Origin of the sequence: Streptomyces sp. NPDC006368 (assembly GCF_040612535.1) — a bacterium.
Lineage (GTDB): Bacteria > Actinomycetota > Actinomycetes > Streptomycetales > Streptomycetaceae > Streptomyces.
In genome coordinates this window covers 1-21597 of the sequence record NZ_JBEXQK010000027.1, presented here as the reverse complement: position 1 = coordinate 21597, position 21597 = coordinate 1, and the positions used below count along the sequence as shown (strand labels likewise).

The 21597-nt window shown below is 72.6% G+C and carries 21 protein-coding genes; 14 read left to right on the top strand and 7 right to left on the bottom strand.

The genetic code is table 11. From position 1 onward, the window contains the following. The first annotated feature begins 13 nt into the window (after positions 1 to 13). Together ABZZ38_RS20070 and ABZZ38_RS20065 are read left to right on the top strand one after the other, a co-directional pair. Complete coding sequence (locus ABZZ38_RS20070; RefSeq protein WP_356741575.1) at positions 14 to 574, top strand: hypothetical protein; 561 nt, start codon at positions 14 to 16, stop codon at positions 572 to 574. 261 nt (positions 575 to 835) lie between these two features. After that, the gene (locus ABZZ38_RS20065; protein ID WP_356741573.1) at positions 836 to 1171 is read left to right on the top strand and encodes a DUF2516 family protein; all 336 of its coding nucleotides are present in this window, start codon (positions 836 to 838) and stop codon (positions 1169 to 1171) included. A 20-nt stretch (positions 1172 to 1191) separates the two neighbouring features. Here the strand turns inward: ABZZ38_RS20065 and ABZZ38_RS20060 are convergent, their stop codons facing one another. The 3 genes from ABZZ38_RS20060 to ABZZ38_RS20050 form a co-directional block, all read right to left on the bottom strand. After that, positions 1192 to 2472: a SpoIIE family protein phosphatase gene (locus ABZZ38_RS20060; RefSeq protein WP_356741571.1), complete on the bottom strand. Its 1281-nt coding sequence runs from the start codon at positions 2470 to 2472 to the stop codon at positions 1192 to 1194. A 250-nt stretch (positions 2473 to 2722) separates the two neighbouring features. Beyond that, positions 2723 to 3799 carry an NlpC/P60 family protein gene (locus ABZZ38_RS20055; RefSeq protein ID WP_356741569.1) on the bottom strand — a complete coding sequence of 359 codons (1077 nt, stop codon included), beginning with the start codon at positions 3797 to 3799 and terminating at the stop codon, positions 2723 to 2725. A gap of 224 nt (positions 3800 to 4023) precedes the next feature. Beyond that, on the bottom strand, positions 4024 to 4821 hold the full coding sequence (locus ABZZ38_RS20050) for a class I SAM-dependent methyltransferase (protein WP_356741567.1): 798 nt from the start codon (positions 4819 to 4821) through the stop codon (positions 4024 to 4026). 126 nt (positions 4822 to 4947) lie between these two features. Between ABZZ38_RS20050 and mshA the strand changes: the two genes are divergently transcribed. Both mshA and ABZZ38_RS20040 read left to right on the top strand, forming a co-directional pair. Beyond that, on the top strand, positions 4948 to 6294 hold the full coding sequence (gene mshA / locus ABZZ38_RS20045; RefSeq protein ID WP_356741565.1) for a D-inositol-3-phosphate glycosyltransferase: 1347 nt from the start codon (positions 4948 to 4950) through the stop codon (positions 6292 to 6294). Beyond that, on the top strand, positions 6287 to 6781 hold the full coding sequence (locus ABZZ38_RS20040) for a YbjN domain-containing protein (RefSeq protein ID WP_356741562.1): 495 nt from the start codon (positions 6287 to 6289) through the stop codon (positions 6779 to 6781). The genes mshA and ABZZ38_RS20040 overlap by 8 nt, the downstream gene beginning before the upstream one ends. A gap of 347 nt (positions 6782 to 7128) precedes the next feature. Here the strand turns inward: ABZZ38_RS20040 and ABZZ38_RS20035 are convergent, their stop codons facing one another. Then, on the bottom strand, positions 7129 to 8397 hold the full coding sequence (locus ABZZ38_RS20035; RefSeq protein WP_356741560.1) for an MFS transporter: 1269 nt from the start codon (positions 8395 to 8397) through the stop codon (positions 7129 to 7131). Positions 8398 to 8518: 121 nt separating this feature from the next. Here ABZZ38_RS20035 and ABZZ38_RS20030 point away from each other — a divergent pair, with 121 nt between their 5' ends. Both ABZZ38_RS20030 and ABZZ38_RS20025 read left to right on the top strand, forming a co-directional pair. Continuing rightward, positions 8519 to 9280 carry a phosphoglyceromutase gene (locus tag ABZZ38_RS20030; protein ID WP_356741557.1) on the top strand — a complete coding sequence of 254 codons (762 nt, stop codon included), beginning with the start codon at positions 8519 to 8521 and terminating at the stop codon, positions 9278 to 9280. Positions 9281 to 9597: 317 nt separating this feature from the next. Beyond that, entirely contained in the window at positions 9598 to 10104 is a 507-nt protein-coding gene (locus ABZZ38_RS20025) for a DUF6584 family protein (RefSeq protein WP_356741555.1), read from the top strand. A 594-nt stretch (positions 10105 to 10698) separates the two neighbouring features. Here the strand turns inward: ABZZ38_RS20025 and ABZZ38_RS20020 are convergent. Together ABZZ38_RS20020 and phoU are read right to left on the bottom strand one after the other, a co-directional pair. Beyond that, positions 10699 to 10851 (bottom strand): hypothetical protein, encoded by a 153-nt coding sequence (locus tag ABZZ38_RS20020; protein ID WP_356741552.1) that lies wholly within the window; start codon positions 10849 to 10851, stop codon positions 10699 to 10701. A 118-nt stretch (positions 10852 to 10969) separates the two neighbouring features. Further along, positions 10970 to 11650, bottom strand: a complete 681-nt coding sequence (gene phoU, locus ABZZ38_RS20015) for a phosphate signaling complex protein PhoU (RefSeq protein WP_356741549.1) — start codon at positions 11648 to 11650, stop codon at positions 10970 to 10972. A gap of 201 nt (positions 11651 to 11851) precedes the next feature. Here phoU and ABZZ38_RS20010 point away from each other — a divergent pair, with 201 nt between their 5' ends. Then, the gene (locus ABZZ38_RS20010; protein ID WP_356741545.1) at positions 11852 to 13093 is read left to right on the top strand and encodes an ATP-binding protein; all 1242 of its coding nucleotides are present in this window, start codon (positions 11852 to 11854) and stop codon (positions 13091 to 13093) included. After that, complete coding sequence (locus ABZZ38_RS20005; RefSeq protein WP_064067557.1) at positions 13090 to 13770, top strand: response regulator transcription factor; 681 nt, start codon at positions 13090 to 13092, stop codon at positions 13768 to 13770. Before ABZZ38_RS20010 ends, ABZZ38_RS20005 begins: the two co-directional genes overlap by 4 nt. A gap of 183 nt (positions 13771 to 13953) precedes the next feature. Here ABZZ38_RS20005 and ABZZ38_RS20000 read toward each other — a convergent pair whose 3' ends face one another. After that, positions 13954 to 14604: a DUF461 domain-containing protein gene (locus ABZZ38_RS20000; RefSeq protein WP_356741542.1), complete on the bottom strand. Its 651-nt coding sequence runs from the start codon at positions 14602 to 14604 to the stop codon at positions 13954 to 13956. A gap of 565 nt (positions 14605 to 15169) precedes the next feature. Between ABZZ38_RS20000 and ABZZ38_RS19995 the strand changes: the two genes are divergently transcribed. The 6 genes from ABZZ38_RS19995 to ABZZ38_RS19970 all read left to right on the top strand — a co-directional run bounded on the left by ABZZ38_RS19995 (position 15170) and on the right by ABZZ38_RS19970 (position 21491). Next, on the top strand, positions 15170 to 15652 hold the full coding sequence (locus tag ABZZ38_RS19995; protein WP_003953493.1) for a CarD family transcriptional regulator: 483 nt from the start codon (positions 15170 to 15172) through the stop codon (positions 15650 to 15652). Between the two features lie 328 nt (positions 15653 to 15980). Continuing rightward, the gene (ispD, locus tag ABZZ38_RS19990) at positions 15981 to 16739 is read left to right on the top strand and encodes a 2-C-methyl-D-erythritol 4-phosphate cytidylyltransferase (protein WP_356741540.1); all 759 of its coding nucleotides are present in this window, start codon (positions 15981 to 15983) and stop codon (positions 16737 to 16739) included. Beyond that, positions 16729 to 17226: a 2-C-methyl-D-erythritol 2,4-cyclodiphosphate synthase gene (gene ispF / locus ABZZ38_RS19985; RefSeq protein WP_356741538.1), complete on the top strand. Its 498-nt coding sequence runs from the start codon at positions 16729 to 16731 to the stop codon at positions 17224 to 17226. The genes ispD and ispF overlap by 11 nt, the downstream gene beginning before the upstream one ends. Positions 17227 to 17325: 99 nt before the next feature. Continuing rightward, positions 17326 to 18723 (top strand): cysteine--tRNA ligase, encoded by a 1398-nt coding sequence (cysS, locus tag ABZZ38_RS19980; RefSeq protein WP_356741536.1) that lies wholly within the window; start codon positions 17326 to 17328, stop codon positions 18721 to 18723. Positions 18724 to 18804: 81 nt separating this feature from the next. Continuing rightward, on the top strand, positions 18805 to 19755 hold the full coding sequence (gene rlmB, locus ABZZ38_RS19975; RefSeq protein ID WP_356741534.1) for a 23S rRNA (guanosine(2251)-2'-O)-methyltransferase RlmB: 951 nt from the start codon (positions 18805 to 18807) through the stop codon (positions 19753 to 19755). A gap of 95 nt (positions 19756 to 19850) precedes the next feature. After that, positions 19851 to 21491, top strand: coding sequence for a DoxX family protein (locus tag ABZZ38_RS19970; RefSeq protein WP_356741532.1), 1641 nt, complete (start codon positions 19851 to 19853; stop codon positions 21489 to 21491). The last annotated feature ends 106 nt before the right edge of the window (positions 21492 to 21597 follow it).

The following is a 21597-nucleotide window of genomic DNA, read 5'->3' as shown; positions in this document are numbered from 1 at the left end:
CGGAGGACCCATAGTGGCCATCATCGAAGAACTGCGTACGCCCCTCTACTTCGCCGCCGGTACGGCGGACCTCGCCGTGCGGCAGGCCAGGAAGGTGCCTGGCCTGATCGAGCAGATCGCCGCGGAGGCGCCGGCGCGGATCGACGCGGTGCGCAACACCGACCCCAAGACCGTGCAGGAGAAGGTGGCGGCCCAGGCCAAGGAGGCGCAGGCCACCGTCCAGGCGAGGATCACCGAGGTGGTCGGGTCCCTCGACACGGACCTGAAGAAGCTGGGCGAGAACGCCCAGGACCTGGCGATGCGGGGTGTCGGCGTGGCCGCCGAGTACGCGGTCAAGGCCCGCGAGGCGTACGAGCGGGTCGCCGAGCACGGCGAGCAGGCCGTGAGGCAGTGGCGCGGCGAGGCGGCCGAGGAGCTCACCGAGATCGCCGTGGCCGTCGAGCCGGACGCGCCGAAGACGCGGCCGGAGCCCCGGCCGGAGCCGGCCGGGAACAAGACCACCGCCCCCACGACGAAGACCCCGGCGGCCCGCAAGCCGGCGGCGAAGAAGCCCGCCACCCCCGCCGAGAGCTGACGCCCGGGGCCGGGCATGGGGCCGCGCGCTCCATGCCCGGCCCGGCGTGCGCCACCGGCGCCGCCCCCCGCCGCGCCCGGGCCGGGCGGCACCGCAGGGCCCTGGGCACGGGCCCCGGGCGCCGGACCGCGCGCGGCCCCCGCGTGCCCGCGGCGGGCACCTGTCCCGCTCCCCCCACCGGGCACGTTCGGGGTGGGGAGGGCGTTGTACGGGTACCTTGGCCGCGAGGGGCTCATCATCACTGACTAGGCGGTGCTCACCATGTTGCTCACGGGATTCGGCTCGTTCCTCGCCCTGATCTACCTGGCCATCCTCGTGATCGCCGTGGTCGCCTTCGTCTTCGCCGCGATCGCGCGCGAGGACGCCTACCGCGCCGCCGACAAGCAGACCAAGATGTTCTGGCTGATCATCCTGGGCGTCACCGTCGCGGTGAACCTGCTCGTGCCCATGCTGTTCCTGCAACTCGCCGGGCTCGTCGCGTCGATCGTGTTCATGGTCGACGTACGGCCCGCCCTCCAGCAGGTGTCCGGCGGTGGCCGGCGCGGCGGCGGGTCCAGCAGCGACGGGCCGTACGGCCCCTACAACGGCGGTCGTTAGGTCCGGTACAACGGCGGTCGTCAGGTCCGGGCTTCCCGCGGGGTGCCCGGGCCCCGGCTTCGGCGCCGGTCGCGGTCCAGGAGCAGCACCGCCACGTCGTCCGTGAGCTCGCCGCCGTTCAGCTCCCGCACCTGCGTCACCGCGGCGTCCAGGAGCTCCTCGCCGCCCAGGCCCTGCTCCAGCTGACGGTTGATCATCTCGACCATGCCGTCCTGGCCGAGCCGCGGCGAACCGGGCCCGGCCGAGCGGCCCTCGATCAGCCCGTCGGTGTACATCATCAGGCTCCACGAGCCGCCCAGCTCCACCTGGCGCCGCGGCCAGCGGGCGCGCGGCAGCAGGCCCAGCGCCGGGCCGCCGTCCTCGTACGGCAGGAGCTGCGCCGCCCGGCCGTCGCGGGCGATCAGGGGTGAGGGGTGGCCCGCCAGGCACAGCCCGGCCCGCCGCCCGTCCGGCGCGATGTCCACGGTGCACAGGGTCGCGAAGATCTCGTCGTTCTCACGCTCGTGCTCCAGCACCTGCTGGAGCGTGGAGAGCAGTTCGTCGCCGCACAGCCCCGCGAACGTCAGCGCCCGCCACGCGATCCGCAGCTCCACGCCCAGCGCCGCCTCGTCCGGCCCGTGGCCGCACACGTCGCCGATCATCGCGTGGACGGTGCCGTCCGGTGTGCGGACCGTGTCGTAGAAGTCGCCGCCCAGCAGCGCGCGGGAGCGCCCCGGCCGGTACCGGGCGGCGAACCGCAGGTCGGACCCCTGGAGCAGCGGTGTCGGCAGCAGGCCCCGCTCCAGACGGGCGTTCTCCTGCGCGCGCAGCCGGGACTCGGCCAGCTTCACCTGGACCGAGTCGGCGCGCTTGCGCTCGACGGCGTACCGGATGGCGCGGCTGAGCAGCGGCCCGTCGAGCTCCTCGCGGAAGAGATGGTCCTGGGCCCCCGCGCGTACCGCTTCGGCGGCGAGCTCCGTCTCGGCGGACGTGGTGAGCGCCAGGACGGCGTGGCGCGGCGCGAGGCTCAGCACGTGGCGCAGCGCCTCCAGCCGGTCGTCGCTCTGGCGCGGTGAGGGCAGGGCGAGGTCGAGAAGGACGCAGTGGACGTCGTCGGTGAGCAGCCGCTCGGCCTCGGTGAGGTTACGGGCGGTACGGATGCGGACCCGGCTGCCGGAGGCGTCCACCAGCTCCGGGGCGGTGAAGGTGCCCGCCGGGTCGTCCTCGATCAGGAGAAGGGTGAGGTCCGTGCCGCCGGCGGTCTCCGCGACGGCGGTGGAACCGGCAGGGGTCACCCTCTGTCGCGGTACGGGTACGGGCATCGATTCTGTTCCTTCCCTCCCCCCGAGGGCGCGGTGGCGCGTCGGTCGACGCACCACCAGACCGGGACCATAGCGGTCCTCGGCGGCCCTGCGGAATGGTGATCGGTGAACAGCCGATGGCATATGCCGCGGTGTGGGAGGTAGTTGGGCATCCGCCCATGACGAACGTCACGCGCCGTTTGTTGGGCGGGTCACACGGCCGACGGCTCCCGGGTGACGGCCGAGGGGCGCCGGTACGGGACGGGATGTCCTACTTGTCCGGGCGTACGACCCCGAGGATCCGCATCGAGCCGGCGCCTGCCACCGTCACGTTCCGTCCCGGCCGCGGCGCGTGCACGATCGTCCCGTCGCCGAGGTACATCCCGACGTGGCTGGCGTCCGCGTGGTAGATGATCAGGTCGCCCGGCCGCATGTCCCTGACGTCGATGCGGGGCAGCAGCCGCCACTGCTCCTGCGAGGTGCGCGGGATGGCCTTCCCGGCCGCGCCCCACGCCCGCTGGGTCAGCCCCGAGCAGTCGTACGACCCCGGGCCCTCCGCGCCCCACACGTACGGCTTGCCGATCTGGGCGGTGGCGAACTCGATCGCCTTCCTGCCCCGCTCGCTCGCGCTGCCGCCGATCTCCTTCAGGACGCCGGAGCCGAGCCAGGTCGTCTGTGCCCGGTGCTGCTCCTGCTGCTCCAGTCTCAGCAGCCGTTCCCGCTCGGCGGTCTCCAGCCGCGACTCCAGCTCCTCGGCCGCGGCGATCTTCGTCTCAATCTCCTTCTTGGCCTTCGCCTGGCGTACCCGGCTGGCCTCCAGCCGGGTCCACTCGGTGCTGGCGTCCTGGGTGTACGCCTCCAAGTCCTCCTGGGTGCGGCTCAGTTCGCCGAGGAGGTCCCGGGTGGCCTTCTGGCCCTGCTGGAGGCGGCCGGCGCCGTCGATGAAGCGCGCGGGGTCGTCGGTGAGGACGAACGCGGCCTCGTCGGGTACACCGCCGGTGCGGTACTGGGCGCGGGCCGCCGCGCCCGCCCGCTTCTTCAGGTCGTCGATCCGGGCGCGGCCGTCGACGATCGCCTGGGCCAGCCGCACGATCTCGGCGGACTGCTTGGTGGCCCGCTCCTCGGCGAGGTTGTAGGCGTCGGTGGCGGAGGCGGCCTGCCGGTAGAGGCCGTCGATCCGCCGGCGCACCTCTTCGAGGCGCTGGTCGGGGAGCGGGGAGGCGGAGGGGGACGAGGGCGCGGCGGGGGAGGGGGGCGGGGGCGTGGGTGCCGCGTACGCCGGTGAGGCGAGCACCGCCAGGGCGCCGACCACCGTGATCGCGGCAGCGGCGCAACGGCGTCGGTTCACAGAGTCCCCCTCGATCTGATTTACCGTCAGTAACTTCGACTCGACTGACGAGATGGTGCCATGCCGCCCCCCAAACCAACAGAGGGGGTGCCGGTGGAAGTGCCCGGTCAGGGCGTGCGCGGGCGCGGACGGGCCCGGTCGGTACGCGTGTACGGGGCGGGCCGTGCACCGGCGGGTTCGGTCGGTACGCGTGTACGGGGCGGGCCGGGCACCGGCGAGCCCGGTCAGCGGGTATGCGGCGCGAGCGCCGGCCACGCCACGGTCACCTCGCCCTGCCGCCACCGCCGCACCCCGTCCACCAGCGGCCAGTCGCCCGCCAGCGCCCGCACGGCGGCGATCCACCGCTGCCGGGCGCCCAGCGAGGCGTACGGCGACGCCGCCGCCCACGCCCGGTCGAAGTCCCGCAGGAAGGCGTGCACCGGCTCACCGGGCACATTGCGGTGGATCAGCGCCTTCGGCAGCCGTTCGGCCAGGTCCGAGGGCCGCTCCAGCGACCCGAGCCGGGTGGCGAACGTCACGGTGCGCGGCCCCTCAGGCCCCAGCGCCACCCACACGTGCCGCCGCCCGATCTCGTCGCACGTCCCCTCCACCAGCAGCCCTCCGGGCGCGAGTCGCGCGCACAGCCGCTCCCAGACGGCGACGACCTCGGCCTCGTCGTACTGGCGCAGCACGTTGGCCGCCCGGATCAGCGCCGGGGCGCCCGCCACCGGGACCTCGAAGCCGCCGTGGACGAAGGCGAGGCCCTCGCGGGCGTACGGCTGGGCGGCGGCCACCCGGGCGGGCTCGATCTCGACGCCGACGACGCGGGCGCGCGGGTCGGCGGTACGCAGCCGGGCGAGCAGTTCGACGGCCGTCCAGGGAGCCGCGCCGTAGCCGAGGTCCACCGCGACCGGGGCCGTGGCGGCGCGGAGCAGGGCGGGGCCGTGGACAGCGGTGATCCAACGGTCCATGCGGCGCAGCCGGTTGGGGTTGGTGGTCCCGCGCGTGGTGGTGCCCACGGGGCGGGTGATGCGCGGGGCCATGCGATTGAGGGTAAATGATTTGGCAAAACGGAAATGAAAGGCCGTATTCCGCTGTTGTGGGCCGTGGAGAGGGTCACGAGCATCCTCCCTCTGTCATGCCAACGAGGACTGCGGAAGGACGCCGACGTGAGCCAGTACGTGTCCCGGTTCGCCGGCACTCTGGCGGCCTCGCCGTCCCGGCTCCGGCTCCCCGGCCGGCACCGGGGGCCGCGCAGGATCGCCATGCTCAGCGTCCACACCTCCCCGCTCCACCAGCCCGGCACCGGCGACGCCGGCGGCATGAACGTCTACATCGTCGAGCTCGCCAAGCGCCTCGCCGCGATCAACATCGAGGTGGAGATCTTCACACGGGCCACGGCGGGTGGCCTGCCCTCCGCCGTGGAGCTCGCGCCCGGCGTCCTCGTACGGCACGTGGACGCCGGCCCGTACGAAGGGCTCGCCAAGGAGGAGCTGCCCGCGCAGCTGTGCGCCTTTACGCACGGCGTGATGCAGGCGTGGGCCCGCCACCGGCCCGGCCACTACGACCTGGTCCACTCGCACTACTGGCTGTCCGGCCACGTCGGCTGGCTCGCCGCCGAGCGGTGGGGCGTCCCGCTCGTCCACGCCATGCACACCATGGCCAAGGTCAAGAACGCCTCTCTCGCCCAGGGCGACACCCCCGAGCCCGCGGCCCGGGTGATCGGCGAGACGCAGATCGTCCGCGCCGCCGACCGGCTGATCGCCAACACCGCGGAGGAGGCCGACGAGCTCGCCCGGTTCTACGACGCCGACCCGGCCAAGGTCGCCGTCGTGCATCCCGGCGTGAACCTGGACCGGTTCCGGCCCGCCGACGGGCGCGCCGCAGCCCGCGCCCGGCTCGGGCTGCCCCGGGACGCGTTCATCCCGGTCTTCGCGGGGCGGATACAGCCCCTGAAGGCCCCGGACATCCTGCTGCGCGCCGCCGCCCGGATGCTCGACGACGACCCGTCGCTGCGCTCCCGCATGATCGTCCCGGTCGTCGGCGGGCCCAGCGGCAGCGGTCTGGCCAAGCCGGAAGGCCTGCAGAAGCTCGCCGCGCGGCTCGGTATCGCCGACGTCGTACGCTTCCACCCGCCCGTGGGGCAGGAGCAGCTCGCCGACTGGTTCCGGGCGGCGTCGGTTCTGGTCATGCCGTCGTACAGCGAGTCCTTCGGGCTCGTCGCCATCGAGGCGCAGGCGGCCGGGACACCGGTGGTCGCGGCGGCGGTCGGAGGGCTGCCGGTGGCGGTGCGCGACGGCGAGACCGGGTTCCTGATACCCGGCCACGAACCGGCCGCGTACGCGCGCGTGCTGCACCGCTTCGCCGCGGACCCGTCGCTCACCGCCCGCCTGGGCGAGGCGGCGGCGCGGCACGCCGGTTCCTTCGGCTGGGACACGGCGGCGTCGGCGACGGCGGACGTCTACACGGCCGCCATGTACGAGCGGCGCCGTCACGTACGCTCCCACCATGGCTGACGAGGACGCACGGCACATCATCGAAAGCGCGCTGGACGACGCCGAACTGACCTGGGAGTCCCCGAACCCCGGCACGTACGTCGTCACGCTCCCGGGCACCCGCAAGCTCTCCACCACGGTCTCCCTGCGGGTCGGCAACCACTCCCTCTCCCTCAACGCCTTCGTGATCCGTCACCCCGACGAGAACGAGTCGGGCGTCCACCGCTGGCTGCTGGAGCGCAACCTCAAGCTGTACGGCGTGGGCTACGCGGTCGACGCCCTCGGCGACATCTACCTCACCGGCAAGCTGCCGCTCTCGGCGGTGACGCCGGAGGAGCTGGACCGGCTGCTGGGCTCGGTTCTCGAGGCGGCGGACGGCGCGTTCAACACGCTGCTGGAGATGGGTTTCGCGACGGCCATCCGCAAGGAGTACGCGTGGCGCGTCGCGCGGGGCGAGTCGACGAAGAACCTGGCGGCGTTCGCCAACCTGACCAAGCCGCAGAAGTAGCCGCAGCCGCAGCCGCAGCCGCACCGGCGAGGCGCGCGGGTGGACCGGTCCACCGCGCGCTTTCGCGTCCGGGCCTGCCACCCGCGCGTACCCGGGCATGCTCACCGCCGACGCAGACCTGAACGACGTTCACGGTCCACCCACTGGAACGTCCCCGTCACCAACAGGTGCGCCGCGCTGGTCAAACTTGACCAGGTCGCCCGTACAGGGCCGCGCATCAGCGAGCGGTCCGCGCGTTCGACCGGATCGACGTCCGGACCTCACCGGCCCCCTTCACACGCGCCTGGAGGCCTACGGCACCCCCGTGTCCGTACACCCCCGGAACCTCTGCGAGGCGCAGCGCGCTCTCAGGCGGCGGTGACCGGTTCCGGGGAGACGGGCGCGGCCACGGGGGCGGTGTCCTTCTCCTCGGCGGGCAGTCCCCGCATCAGCAGCCAGTAGCCCAGCGCCGCGACCGTCCCCAGCGCCGCGCACGCGCCCCACAGCCACTCGGCGCCGTACCGGTCGATCATCCACCCCGACATCAGGGGGGCGACGAGCGCGGCGACCGACCAGGAGGTCGTGTAGACGCCCTGGTACCGCCCGCGCCCGTGCACCGGGGACAGCCGGACGACCAGGCCCGTCTGCGTCGGCGCGTTGATCATCTCGCCGACCGTCCAGACGCAGACGGTCAGCGCGTAGACGGCGACCGAACCGGCGAAGGCGGTGAGCCCGAAGCCGTACCCGGCGAGCAGCGAGGAGACGATGAGCAGCATGCGGGGGTCGCGGTGCTCGATGTACCGCGTCAGCGGGATCTGGAGGGCCACGATCAGGACGCCGTTCACGGCGAGCGCGACACCGAAGTCCGCGCTGGTGAAGCCGTCGGTGCCCATGGCGACCGGCAGGCCCACGTACCCCTGCTGGAAGATCAGCGAGATCACGAAGGACAGCCCTACCACGCCCATGAACCGCCCGTCGCGCAGGACGGTCCCGAGTCCGACCTCGGGGTCGGCGGTCTTCCCGGCGGCGACGGGGGCCCGTTCGGGCCGCGACTCGGGGATCTTGACGAAGATCAGCACCGCGCAGGCCAGGGTCATGGCCGCCTCACCGAGAAAGCCGGCGAGGTAGCTGTACTCGGCGAGGAAACCCGCGCCGGCCGCGGAGATCGCGAACCCGAGGTTGATCGCCCAGTAGTTGAGCGAGAAGGCCCGCACCCGGTCCTCCGGGCGCACGATGTCGGCCATCATCGCCTGCACGGCCGGCCGTGAGGCGTTCGACGCGGCGCCGACCACCAGCGCCACCGCGGCGATGGTCACGGGGTGCTCCATGAAGCCCAGGACGGCGACCGAGACGGCCGTCGACACCTGGGCGATCAGCATCGTCGGCCGCCGCCCCAGCCGGTCGGTCATCACGCCGGCGCCGAGCGACGAGACGACACCGCCGAGCCCGTACAGGGAGGCGACGAGACCGGCGTACGACGCCGAGTAGCCCCGGTCCAGGGTCAGGTACAGCGCCATGAAGGTGGCGACGAAGGCCCCCAGCCGGTTCACCAGGGTGCTCGCCCACAGCCACCAGAACTCCCGGGGAAGCCCCGACACGCTCTCCTTCGCGGCACGTCTGAGTGCGGCTATCGACATGGACCCCATCCCCCTGTAAGCGGCTGAACCAGCTACCGCAACTTACAAGCGGTTTCCTGTCGGGGGCCAGTCAATTGACGGGAGCCGTCAACCGTCATCCACGTCCATTAATCTCGTACGCATGGCCGACGCACCGTACAAGCTGATCCTCCTCCGCCACGGCGAGAGCGAATGGAACGCGAAGAACCTGTTCACCGGCTGGGTGGACGTCAACCTCACGGAGAAGGGCGAGAAGGAGGCGGTCCGCGGCGGTGAGCTGCTCAAGGACGCCGGCCTGCTCCCCGACGTCCTGCACACCTCCCTCCAGAAGCGCGCCATCCGCACCGCGCAGCTGGCCCTGGAGGCCGCCGACCGCCACTGGATCCCCGTCCACCGCTCCTGGCGCCTGAACGAGCGCCACTACGGCGCCCTGCAGGGCAAGGACAAGGCCCAGACGCTCGCCGAGTTCGGCGAGGAGCAGTTCATGCTGTGGCGCCGCTCCTACGACACCCCGCCGCCGGTCCTCGCCGACGACGATGAGTTCTCGCAGGCCGGCGACGCGCGCTACGCCACGATCCCGCCGGAGCTGCGCCCCCGCACCGAGTGCCTCAAGGACGTCGTCGTCCGCATGCTGCCGTACTGGTACGACGGCATCGTCCCGGACCTCCTCGCCGGCCGCACGGTCCTGATCGCCGCCCACGGCAACAGCCTGCGGGCCCTGGTCAAGCACCTGGACGGCATCTCGGACGAGGACATCGCGGGCCTGAACATCCCGACGGGCATCCCGCTCGCCTACGAACTGGACGCCGACTTCAAGCCCCTCGTCAAGGGCGGCACCTACCTGGACCCGGAGGCGGCCAAGGCGGCCATCGAGGCGGTCAAGAACCAGGGCAAGAAGAAGTAACGCGACGCCAGTAAGCCCCCTGCGTGCGAAGTCAGCGCGAGCGGGGGGCTTTTCGCTGCCTCTGGGCCGTCAGGTGCTGGTCGGGGCCGACCGGGCCGTGTCGAAGACGGCGGGCCACCGCCTCGCGGGTGCGCTCCCTGGCTGGGCGGCATCAGGTGCGCGTACACGCGGAGCGTCAGGCCCGGGTCCGAGTGGTCGAGGTACTCGGCTGGAGCACCGAGGCGTCGAAGTGGTGAAGGGCGTGCGCGGCCGGGGTTGACCGGTCGAGTGACGAAAAGGAGTCGAGACGTCGCCTCGTCCTAAGCGATCATGCGCATATGTCCCTGATAGCCACCCTCGCCCGAGTCGACGCGGACCTGGCAGCCGGTCGCGTGCCCATGGCGCGCCAGCGTCTGCGCGGGCTGGTCTCCTCCTTCCCCGACGACCTGGGGCTCCGCCGTCGCCTGGCCGAGGTGTACCGGCTGTACGGCGAGCCCGCGGAAGCCGGGCGCTGGATGTACCTCGAGGAGGACCGCGACGCGGACGAGACCGCCGCCTTCGAAGCGAGGTACCGGACACCTCAGGAGCGCATGAGGGCACTCGCGTGGCACGGTCCCGAGTCGCTTGCCGGGTCCAGGTTCGCCGCGGAGCAGCTGGCAGCGGTACGAACCGCCTGCTCGGACGCTCTCGGGCGCCCAGTGGACTGGGACTGGGACTCGGCGTCCTTCGCCCCGGAACCCGAAGAAGGGAAGCTCGTCGGCTTCCTCGCGGGAGCCGGATGCCTGGTGGTGGCCCTCGCGATGCTGGGGATCTGGGTGTACGGACTGATCGCCCTCCTCGACTGACCCATCCGCCGGCAGGCCCGCGAAAACCCGGCTCGACCAAGATCCTCGGCAGGACCCCGGGCACGAGTGGGCCCCGGCACGAGTGGGCCCCGGGCACGGGCACGCGCTGCCCGCCGTGTCCCGGCGGGGCCCTGGCACCGGCCGTGGCCGGGCGGCTTTCGGGCGTCGCGGTCGCTCACCCCGGCCCACCAGGCCACCAGGCGGTCCGCCATCGGATCCACGTAGGCGGGGGTGGGCGTGAGGCCGAAGTGGTCGTCCAACTCGTGCCCGAGGAACTCCCTGATCTCCGCGCGGCCCGCGCCGTGGTGCGAGCGGCTCAGGAGCGGCCCGATGAGGCAGTCGTACTCGTCCGCGACCGGGTCGGCGACGCCGATCGGGTCCCGCTCGTTCAGCAGGAGCCGCGGACTCCGCCGCGCTTCCACAGTTCGCATCGGGCCATCCTGGCACCGGCCCGCCCGCCCCGGCCCCTGGGAGAGGCCGCATCGGCGAGGCCCCGTCCGCACGCACGGACGGGGCCCTTCAGCGTGCACGCGGCCTGCCGCGCGCGAGCAGCCGGTCAACCGACAGCCGGTCAACCGACAGCCGGTCAACCGGTCAACCGGAGCAGCCGCCGCACTGGCAGGGTGCGCCCGACTGGCAGCCGCAGCCGCAGCCCGAGCCGCAGCCGCAGGCGCCGAGGACGGGCAGGTGGACCACTTCGACGGAAGCCGTTTCCTGCGGGGCGCCGGTCACGGGGGAATCTGCCATGGGGTTCCTCCTCAAAGGCGTACGTGCGAGGCGTACGTCACCTCTCCCCATTGCACGCCCACCCGACAGGGCGCATCAACGGCGCACGGAGGTCCGGGCCGCGGACCGACCCCCGGCGTTACGCGCCCTCGACCGGGGCCTCCGACTGCTGGAGCTCATCGGCGTGCTCACCCGTCACCAGGTACACCACGCGCTTCGCCACCGACACCGCGTGGTCGGCGAACCGCTCGTAGTAGCGGCCCAGCAGCGTCACGTCGACCGCCGTCTCGATGCCGTGCTTCCACCGGTCGTCCATCAGGTGCTGGAACAGCGTCCGGTGCAGCCGGTCCATCTCGTCGTCGTCGTGCTCCAGCTGCAGCGCCAGATCCACGTCCTTGGTGATGATGACCTCCGCCGCCTTCGCCATCAGGCGCTGCGCGAGCTGCCCCATCTCCAGGATCGTCGCGTGCAGGTCCCGCGGCACCGCCCTGTCCGGGAACCGCAGCCGCGCCAGCTTCGCCACGTGCTGCGCCAGGTCGCCGGAGCGCTCGAGGTCCGCGCTCATCCGCAGCGAGGTCACCACGATCCGCAGGTCCGTGGCGACGGGCTGCTGGCGCGCCAGCAGGGCTATCGCCCGCGCCTCCAGGTCGTGCTGAAGGTCGTCGACCTTCTGGTCGGCCGCGATCACGGCCTCCGCCAGCTTCAGGTCCGCGTCGAGCATCGCCGTCGTGGCGCGCCCGACCGCCGACCCGACCAGCCGGGCCATTTCGACCAGGCCCTCGCCGATCGAGTCCAGTTCCTCGTGGTACGCGTCCCGCATGGATGTCCCTCTCTCAGTACGGCTTACAGGGGTCCGGGTGGGGCTCGGACCCCCACGCTCCCACGGTCCGAGTCCAAAAAGTCCGGGGCCTCCCTCCCAAGTGAACCGTCACTTTCCCCACGGTGAACTCTGGGCGACGACTGTTCGAGCACCCACTCGGATGGCTGGGAGAGTGTCCGTGGCCCCGCATAACCTGGGTGCATGGACGTGAACGCGGCGGTCGCCGCAGTGGCCGCGATCGCCGGGGTGTGCACCGGCGTGATCGCCATGCTGGCGTTCCGCTGGAGCGAGCGCGACCAGGCCAGGCCCACCCGCAGCTCCCTTCACACGGACGCGGTACTGCCCCCCGGCGTGGACACGGTCCTGTCCGTGCTGCGCTCCTCCGCCGTCGTCCTCGACGAGAGCGACTCCGTCGTCAAGGCCAGCTCCGCGGCGTACGCCCTCGGGCTGGTCCGCGGCGGCAAGCTGGCCGTCGAGCCGATGCTCCACATGGCCCGCGACACCCGCCGCGACGGCGAGATACGCCAGGTCGAGCTGGACCTGCCCCGGCGCGGCACGGGCCGCGGCGAGGCCCTCGCCGTCTCCGCCCGCGTCGCCCCCCTCGGCTCCCGCCTCGTCCTCCTCCTGGTCGAGGACCTCACCGAGGCCCGCCGCATAGAGGCCGTACGACGCGACTTCGTCGCCAACGTCAGCCACGAGCTCAAGACCCCCGTCGGCGCGCTCTCCCTCCTCTCCGAAGCCGTCATGGACGCCTCCGACGACCCCGAGGCGGTCACGCGCTTCGCCGGCCGCATGCAGATCGAGGCGACCCGGCTCACCAACCTCGTCCAGGAGCTCATCGACCTCTCCCGCGTCCAGAACGACGACCCGCTGGACGACGCCGAGCCCGTACGGGTCGACGAACTCGTCGCCGAGGCCATCGACCGCTCCCGGCACACCGCCACCACCAAGCAGATCACCATGGCCGCCGGAGGCACCGGAGGCCTGTACGTCTGGGGCCACCGCGGCCAGCTCGCCGCCGCCCTCGGCAATCTCGTCGAGAACGCCGTCAACTACTCACCCGCCCACACCCGCGTCGGTATCGCCGCCCGCCGCGTCGCCGCGCCCGGCGGCGATCTGATCGAGATAGCCGTCACCGACCAGGGCATCGGCATCCCCGACAAGGACAAGGAGCGCATCTTCGAGCGCTTCTACCGCGTCGACCCGGCCCGCTCCCGCGCCACCGGCGGCACGGGCCTGGGCCTGGCCATCGTCAAGCACGTGGCCGCCTCGCACGGCGGCGAGGTCACCGTGTGGAGCACCGAGGGTCAGGGCTCCACGTTCACCCTCCGGCTGCCCGAAGCCGGCGCCGTACGGGACCGGTCCCCGGGCCGCCCCGAGCACGACCACCCCCACGACCACCCCGAGAACGAACCGCTCCCTGCCCCGGAGGTCCTTCCGTGACCCGAGTGCTTGTCGTCGAGGATGAGGAATCCTTCAGCGACGCCCTGTCCTACATGCTCCGCAAGGAGGGCTTCGAGGTCGCTGTCGCGACCACCGGGCCCGAGGGTCTCGACGAGTTCGAGCGCAACGGCGCCGACCTCGTCCTGCTCGACCTGATGCTGCCCGGCCTGCCCGGCACGGAGGTCTGCCGTCAGCTGCGCGGCCGTTCGAACGTCCCGGTCATCATGGTGACCGCGAAGGACAGCGAGATCGACAAGGTCGTCGGTCTGGAGATAGGAGCCGACGACTACGTCACCAAGCCCTTCTCGTCGCGGGAGCTGGTCGCCCGCATCCGCGCGGTGCTGCGCCGCCGCGGCGAGCCGGAGGAGGTCGCCCCGGCGGCCCTGGAGGCCGGTCCGGTGCGGATGGACGTGGACCGCCACGTCGTCACCGTCGCGGGCGGCAAGGTCGACCTGCCGCTGAAGGAGTTCGACCTGCTGGAGATGCTCCTGCGCAACGCGGGCCGCGTGCTCACCCGCATGCAGCTGATCGACCGGGTGTGGGGCGCGGACTACGTGGGCGACACCAAGACCCTCGACGTCCACGTCAAGCGCCTGCGGGCCAAGATCGAGCCCGACCCGGGCGCCCCGCGCTACCTGGTGACGGTGCGCGGCCTGGGCTACAAGTTCGAGCCGTAGGCCGGCCCGGCCCGGGCCCGCCGTACGGAGCCCGGCAAAGAAAGGGGCGCCACGTTCGAGCCGTACACCGGTGTCCCCATGGGCCACCCGAGCCTGACGCCGACAGCCGCCCGAACCCGACGCCGACATGAGGGCGCCCCGCCGGAACCGCTCCGGCGGGGCGCCCTCACACGCGCGTACGGGTCAGTGGCCCTCGGCGTGCGACTGCTCGCCGCCCGGCGCCGCGGGCTCGGTCGTCTCCTCCTGCACCGGGGGAGTCGGGGTGTTCGTCGGCGACGCGACGGTCGGCGACGGCGTGGCGGACGGCTTCGTGGCGCCCGGGCCCACGCTCGGGCCGTACCCGGCGTAGTAACCGCTCGCCGGGTGGACGAGCGCGCCCAGCTTCACGTCGCCGGTCTCGCTGAGCTGGAAGACCACCTCGCGGACGTCGCCGTTGCCGGCGGCGGCGCCCTTCTCGATGAACGCGGAGGGGTTGCCCTCGCCGCCGAGGAGGACCGAGCCGTTCGCCGGGACGGTGATCGGCCCGGAGCCCTTGGCGGGGCTCAGCTTCACCGTGGCGTCCGAGCCCGGCAGCTGGATGCCCTCGAGGGTCTGGGCCTTGTTCCCGTTGTTGAAGATCATCGCGGAGACGACCGCGGGCCCCTCGCCGCCGGGCTTTTCCTGGGTGATCACCGCGGCGTTCTGGATCCGGATGTCGCCGACCGTGGTGGCGGCGTTGTCCGGCCGGATCTGGAGCGTCTGGGCGTCATTGCCGGCGCCGCAGGCGGAGAGCGAGGCGATCGAGAACACGATGGCGGAGGCGGCGAGGACGCCGCGTCGAAGGCTGCGGCTCACGGCGGCGGCAACTCCTAGGACGTACGGACAAGACGGACGGGACGACTACGGCTGAGCCAAGGGTCAGTCAGCGGGCTCAGGTTACCGACCCCTCCTCCCCCTCCCGCACCCGACCCGCCCCCGGGGAGATGTCGGCACCGGTACACCGGATCCCCGCACGGGGTCCGTTCCGCGTTCACATAAGCGGCCTTGATCAATTCCAGGTCGTCGCACATTCCTTACGGAAAAAGCGACCGGTGATCATCGGGAGCATTTCCGGAAACGCCGGGGCCGGCGTCCGAGCGGGTGACCGGCGTCCGAACGGAGTACGGGAACTTCACCGTTTCGAACCCGGCAAAACGGGCCTTTCGGCCGCGCCGCGCCGTCGTCGGATGCGTGTACCCGGCCCGTTTCCCTCCGCCCGCGCAGCCGCTCCGACCTGCGAATACCCCCTTCCGCAAGCCCTCCGCAGCACGTTCCTGTCCGTGTTGTCAAGCCCCGAGATATGCCCTGACCTGCGAAAACGCCATTCAGAAGAAGCTGTTCTCGTGTTACCCTGGATAGCCACGGAAGGGGTACCTGTCACATGACGTTCAAGGTTGGCGACACCGTGGTCTATCCCCATCACGGGGCCGCGCTGATCGAGGCCATCGAAACTCGCCAGATCAAAGGCGTGGACAAGACCTACTTGGTGCTCAAGGTCGCCCAGGGCGACTTGACGGTTCGTGTGCCAGCGGACAACGCGGAGTTCGTCGGCGTGCGCGATGTGGTCGGTCAGGACGGGCTGGACCGGGTCTTCGAGGTGCTGCGCGCGCCGTACGCCGAGGAGCCGACGAACTGGTCCCGTCGCTACAAGGCAAATCTCGAGAAGCTCGCCTCCGGCGACGTCATCAAGGTCGCCGAAGTGGTGCGTGACCTGTGGCGCCGGGAGCGTGAGCGCGGTCTCTCCGCGGGAGAGAAGCGCATGCTCGCCAAGGCGCGCCAGATCCTGGTGAGCGAGCTCGCTCTCGCCGAGAACACCAACGAGGACAAGGCCGAGGCCCTGCTCGACGAGGTCCTCGCGTCCTGACGCGAAGCGATGCCGCGGTGCCCGCTGACCAGCTGTGATCCACAGCTTCGTCGCCGGGCGCTGCGGCATGTTGCGATCCATGTCGTACGCGGCGCGGGTGCGAGGCGTACCTGCCCGTACCGGGCGCCGGTGAACCCCGAAGACCGCCCCGGTCGGTCATGAGACCGCGGTGCGGCCCGCTCGCCCGACCGGTCTCCTCGCTCGACCGGTGTCACGGAAGGGTCCCGGTCAAGGCGTCGCGCCCGGCGCTCCCCCACTGTTCGGCCGGGGGTGCCCCCAAGGCCATACCCATGTCGGCCGAGTCAACAAACCTGCCGGAGTGCACCCGATGTCAGACGAAGCACCCCCCGCGCCCTCCCCACGCCCCGCCACCCGCACCGCCGTGGTCATCCCGGCCGCCGGCCGGGGCGTACGGCTCGGCCCGGGCGCGCCCAAGGCGCTGCGCCAGCTGAGCGGCACCCCCATGCTCATCCACGCGGTACGCGCCATGGCGGCCTCCCGCGCGGTCTCCCTCGTCGTCGTGGTCGCCCCGCCCGACGGCGCGCCCGAGGTGAAGAACCTCCTCGACGCGCACGCGCTGCCCGAGCGCACGGACTACCTCGTCGTGCCCGGGGGCGAGTCCCGCCAGCAGTCCGTCCGCCTCGGCCTGGACGCGCTGCCCGCCGACGTCACCACCGTCCTCGTCCACGACGCGGCCCGCCCGCTCGTGCCCGTCGACACCGTCGACGCGGTCATCGAGGCCGTACGTGACGGCGCCGTCGCCGTCGTACCGGCCCTTCCGCTCGCCGACACCGTCAAGCAGGTCGAGCCGCGCGAGAAGGGCGAGCCCGAGCCGGTCGTCGCCACCCCCGACCGGGCCGGGCTCCGCGCCGTGCAGACCCCGCAGGGCTTCGCCCGCGACACGCTCGTCCGCGCCCACGCGACGGTCACCGGCAACGTCACCGACGACGCGAGCATGGTCGAGCAGCTCGGCGAGCCGGTCGTGGTCGTCCCCGGCCACGAGGAGGCGTTCAAGGTGACGCGCCCCCTCGACCTCGTCCTCGCCGAGGCGGTACTCGCCCGCAGGAGGGCCAACGATGGCTTCTGACGCCCCGCGCATCCCCCTCGTGGGCATCGGCACGGACGTCCACGCCTTCGAGAAGGGCCGCGAGCTGTGGTGCGCGGGCCTGCTCTGGGAGGACTCCGACGGCTACGGCCTGGCCGGCCACTCCGACGGTGACGTCGCCGCCCACGCCGCCTGCGACGCGCTGTTCTCCGCTGCCGGCGTCGGTGACCTCGGCGCCCACTTCGGGACCTCGCGCCCCGAGTGGTCCGGCGCCTCGGGCGTCGCCCTGCTCGCGGAGGCCGCCCGCATCGTGCGCGCCGAGGGCTTCGAGATCGGCAACATCGCCGTCCAGGTCATCGGCGTGCGCCCGAAGATCGGCAAGCGGCGCGAGGAGGCCCAGAAGGCGCTCGGCGCGGCGGCCGGGGCTCCCGTGTCGGTGTCCGGGACGACGACGGACGGCCTCGGGCTGACCGGCCGCGCCGAGGGCCTGGCCGCCATCGCCACCGCGCTCCTGATCCGCGCGGCCTGACGCGTGGGCGCGGTCGCGGGCGGGGGTACGGACGCGGGGGCGGGCGCGGGTCCGGTGGACGGGCGCGGGGCACTGGCACGCGCCCACTACCCTGGAGTGGTGACTATTCGTCTGTACGACACCAGCGCCCGGCAGATTCGCGACTTCACCCCGCTCACGCCGGGCTGCGTCTCGATCTACCTGTGTGGTGCCACCGTGCAGGCCGCCCCGCACATCGGGCACATCAGGTCCGGACTGAACTTCGACATCATGCGCCGCTGGTTCGAGTACCGCGGCTACGACGTCACCTTCATCCGCAACGTCACCGACATCGACGACAAGATCATCGCCAAGTCGGCCGACCAGGGACGCCCCTGGTGGTCCATCGGCTACGAGAACGAGTGCGCCTTCAACGACGGCTACGCCGCCCTCGGCTGCCTCCCGCCCACCTACGAGCCGCGCGCCACCGGCCACATCACCGAGATGGTCGAGATGATGCGCGGCCTCATCGAGCGCGGCCACGCCTACGAGGCCGACGGCAGCGTGTACTTCGACGTGCGGTCCTTCCCCGGCTACCTCGCGCTGTCCAGGCAGGACATCGATGACCTGCGCCAGCCCGCCGAGGAAGGCATCACCGGCAAGCGCGACCCGCGTGACTTCGCCATGTGGAAGGCGTCCAAGCCGGGCGAGCCCGACTGGGAGACGCCCTGGGGACGCGGCCGGCCCGGCTGGCACCTGGAGTGCTCCGCCATGGCCCACAAGTACCTCGGCTCCGCCTTCGACATCCACGGCGGCGGCCTGGACCTCGTCTTCCCGCACCACGAAAACGAGATCGCGCAGGCCAAGGCGTACGGCGACGACTTCGCCCAGTACTGGGTGCACAACGCCTGGGTCACCATGAGCGGCGAGAAGATGTCGAAGTCGCTCGGCAACTCCGTCCTCGTCTCCGAGATGGTCAAGCAGTGGCGCCCGATCGTCCTGCGCTACTACCTCGGCACCCCGCACTACCGGTCGATGATCGAGTACAGCGAGGAGGCCCTGCGCGAGGCCGAGGCCGCCTTCGGGCGCATCGAGGGCTTCATCCAGCGGGTGGTCGAGAAGGCCGGGCCGGTCGAGCCCGCCGCCGAGGTGCCGTCCGCCTTCGCCGACGCGATGGACGACGACCTCGGCGTCCCGCAGGCACTGGCGGTCATCCACACCACCGTCCGGCAGGGCAACAGCGCACTGGGCGCCGACGACAAGGAAGCCGCCGTCGCCCGCCTCGCCGAGGTCCGCGCCATGCTCGGCGTCCTCGGCCTGGACCCGCTCGACCCGCGCTGGGCGGGCGAGACCGACCGCGGCGAGGACCTCCACGGCGTCGTCGACAGCCTCGTCCGCATGGTCCTGGACCAGCGCCAGGCGGCGCGGGCGCGCAAGGACTGGGCGACGGCGGACGCGCTCCGCGACCAGCTGGGGCAGTCCGGGCTCGTCATCGAGGACAGCCCCGACGGCCCGCGCTGGACGCTCGGCGCGCGCTGAGCACCACCCGACGCGGCGCACGTCGACGCGGCACACTTCATATATACGTACGCATCACTGGATCCACTAAGTAGGTAGCTCATGGCCGGGAACAGCCAGCGCAGGAACCGCCGCACGTCCAACAAGAAGGGCGCGACGGTCGGCAGCGGTGGCCAGCGACGCCGGGGCCTGGAGGGCAAGGGCCCGACGCCGCCCGCGTCCGCGCGCAAGGGCCACAAGAAGAACCGGATCGCCAACGCCCAGGCCAAGAAGGCCCAGCGCCGCCCCATCGCCCGCCGCGGCGGCAAGGGCTCCTCCGAGATGGTCGTCGGCCGCAACCCGGTCTTCGAGGCGCTGCGCGACGGCGTACCGGCGACCACGCTGTACGTCCAGCAGTTCATCGACAACGACGAGCGCGTGCGCGACGCGCTCAAGCTGGCGGCCGACCGCGGCGGGATCCACCTCATGGAGGCCCCGCGCGCCGAGCTCGACCGCATGACGAACGGCCTCAACCACCAGGGCCTCGTCCTCCAGGTCCCGCCGTACGAGTACGCCCACCCCGAGGACCTCGCCGCGGCCGCCCTCGACGACGGCGAGGACCCGCTGATCGTCGCCCTCGACGGTGTCACCGACCCGCGCAACCTCGGCGCGGTCGTCCGCTCCGTCTCCGCGTTCGGCGGCCACGGCGTGGTCGTCCCCGAGCGCCGCGCGGCCGGCATGACCGCCGGCGCCTGGAAGACGTCCGCGGGCACCGCCGCCCGCACCCCGGTCGCCCGCGCCACCAACCTCACCCGCGCCCTGGAGGCGTACCAGAAGGCCGGCATCACGGTCGTCGGCCTCGCCGCCGACGGCGACACCGAGGTCGGCGAACTGGAGGCGCTCGGCGGCCCGGTCGTCATCGTCGTCGGCAGCGAGGGCAAGGGCCTGTCCCGCCTCGTCGGCGAGACGTGCGACCACCTCGTGCGCATCCCGATGCCGGGCGGCGCCGAGTCCCTCAACGCCGGCGTCGCGGCCGGTGTCGTCCTCTACGAGGCGGCCCGCCGCCGCGCCTGACGGTCGCCCGCGTCCGGGGCCCGCCATGATCTTGACGGGCCTCGGACATTTCCTCGCCGTCAAGGCAGTGTCCTAACCGCGCGTCACTCGGTTAGATGAGTGTGGACACCAGAACGCCCCGGCCCGGGTTCGACGATCAGCCTGCGTTGAGCATGGTCAAGGTGGATTGCGATCCCGCGCAGGTCATCGTGAACCACGCCAGTTTCCGGGTGCAGCTCGCCCCGGTGAAGAAGCCTCGGTTCGCCGAAACCACCCGTGTACCCGCCATGGGGGCGGGTGCCACGGCGGGACGCCGGCGGGCGCCGGTCGTGTGGAGCGGGAAGTCCTCGCCCGGGGACCCCGGAGCGACCGGCCTGCTCCAGGCCGTACGCGACTCCGCCGCCGTGGACACCCTCGACCCGTCGCGCGACGCGGGCTCCACCCAGGTCATCCCCCGCGTCGACGTCAGCGAAGACACCATGCCGACGCCGCTCCTGCCGCCCATGCGGCGCGCGGAGAGCGCCTACGACGAATACCACCACGACCCGCGCGCACACGCCGAGCACGAGCAGGCGTACGGGCGAGGGCGCGGACGCGGGCATGGCCGGTCCGACACCCGTACGGCCGGCACCAACGGCACCGGCGCCACCGCCGTCATCCGGCACGGTGACCGGGGCCGTGACGCCGACACCGCCACCCAGCGGCACGCGTACTACCCCGGGCGCCGCATGAACCTCGGCGTCGTCCTCCTGCCCCTGCGCGTCTTCCTCGGCTTCATCTCCATCTACGCGGGCATGGGCAAGCTCTGCGACCCCGTCTACTTCGACGGCGGCGAACGCGGCTCCATGGTCGCGTGGCTCACCTCCCTGCACCCCTGGCCCGCCGCGGAACCGCTGCGCGACTTCGCACTCGCCCACCCGGTCGGCGCCGGCCTCTCCGTCGCCTTCGCCCAGGTCATCGTGGGCGTCCTCACCGTCCTCGGGCTCTGGCAGCGGGTGGCCGCCGTCTTCGGCGCGCTGCTCTCCGCCGCCCTGATCCTGACCGTCAGCTGGCGCACCGTACCGGTGTACGACGCGCCCGACATCGTCTACCTCGCCGCCTGGTCGCCGCTGATCATCGCCGGCGCGCCCGTCTACTCGATCGACGGCCGCCTCGCGGGCGAGGCCTGGCGCACGCTCGGCCCCCGCTCCGCCCTGTGGGACCTCCGCCGCCGCGTCATGCGGCGCGGCGCCCTCGTGGCGGCCCTCGTGGTCGGCCTGACGCTCCTCATCGGGTCCGTGCTCGGCGGAGCCGTACGCTCCACCGAGATGGTCACCGTGCCCGGTCCCAACGACGACCCGACCAACCACCTGCCCGGCCGGCCCCTCCCGCAGGAGCCGGGCGAGCGCTCGCCGTCCTCCCGTGGCGAGAACTCCCAGGAGCCCAAGCCCTCCGCGTCCACCTCCGAGCCCCCGACGGCCGACGCGTCATCACCGGAGGAGGAGGCCCGCGAGAGCGAGCGTGTCGAGGACCAGCGGCCGACCGCCACCCAGGGCACCGGGCAGCGACCCCCGCAGCAGTCCGAGCCCGTCGACCCGGGTCCGCCGACGAGCAGCGCGGGCCCGTCCTCCAGCGGCAGCGCGAGCGGCGGAGGATCCGACGACGGCGGCGGCGGCTCGGGCGGCTCCGGGAGCTCCGGCGGCTCCGGCAGCTCGGGCGGTTCCGGTGACGGCGGCTCCGGCGGCAACCGGAACCCGATCGGCGGCCTGCTCGGCTGACCGGCACCGCTCTCCCACCCGAAGGGGCGGGGGGACGGGGGGCGCGGGGGGCCCCCCCGCCGTCGGGCGCGCTTGGGCGTTGCCACCTCTCTACACCCCTTCCATG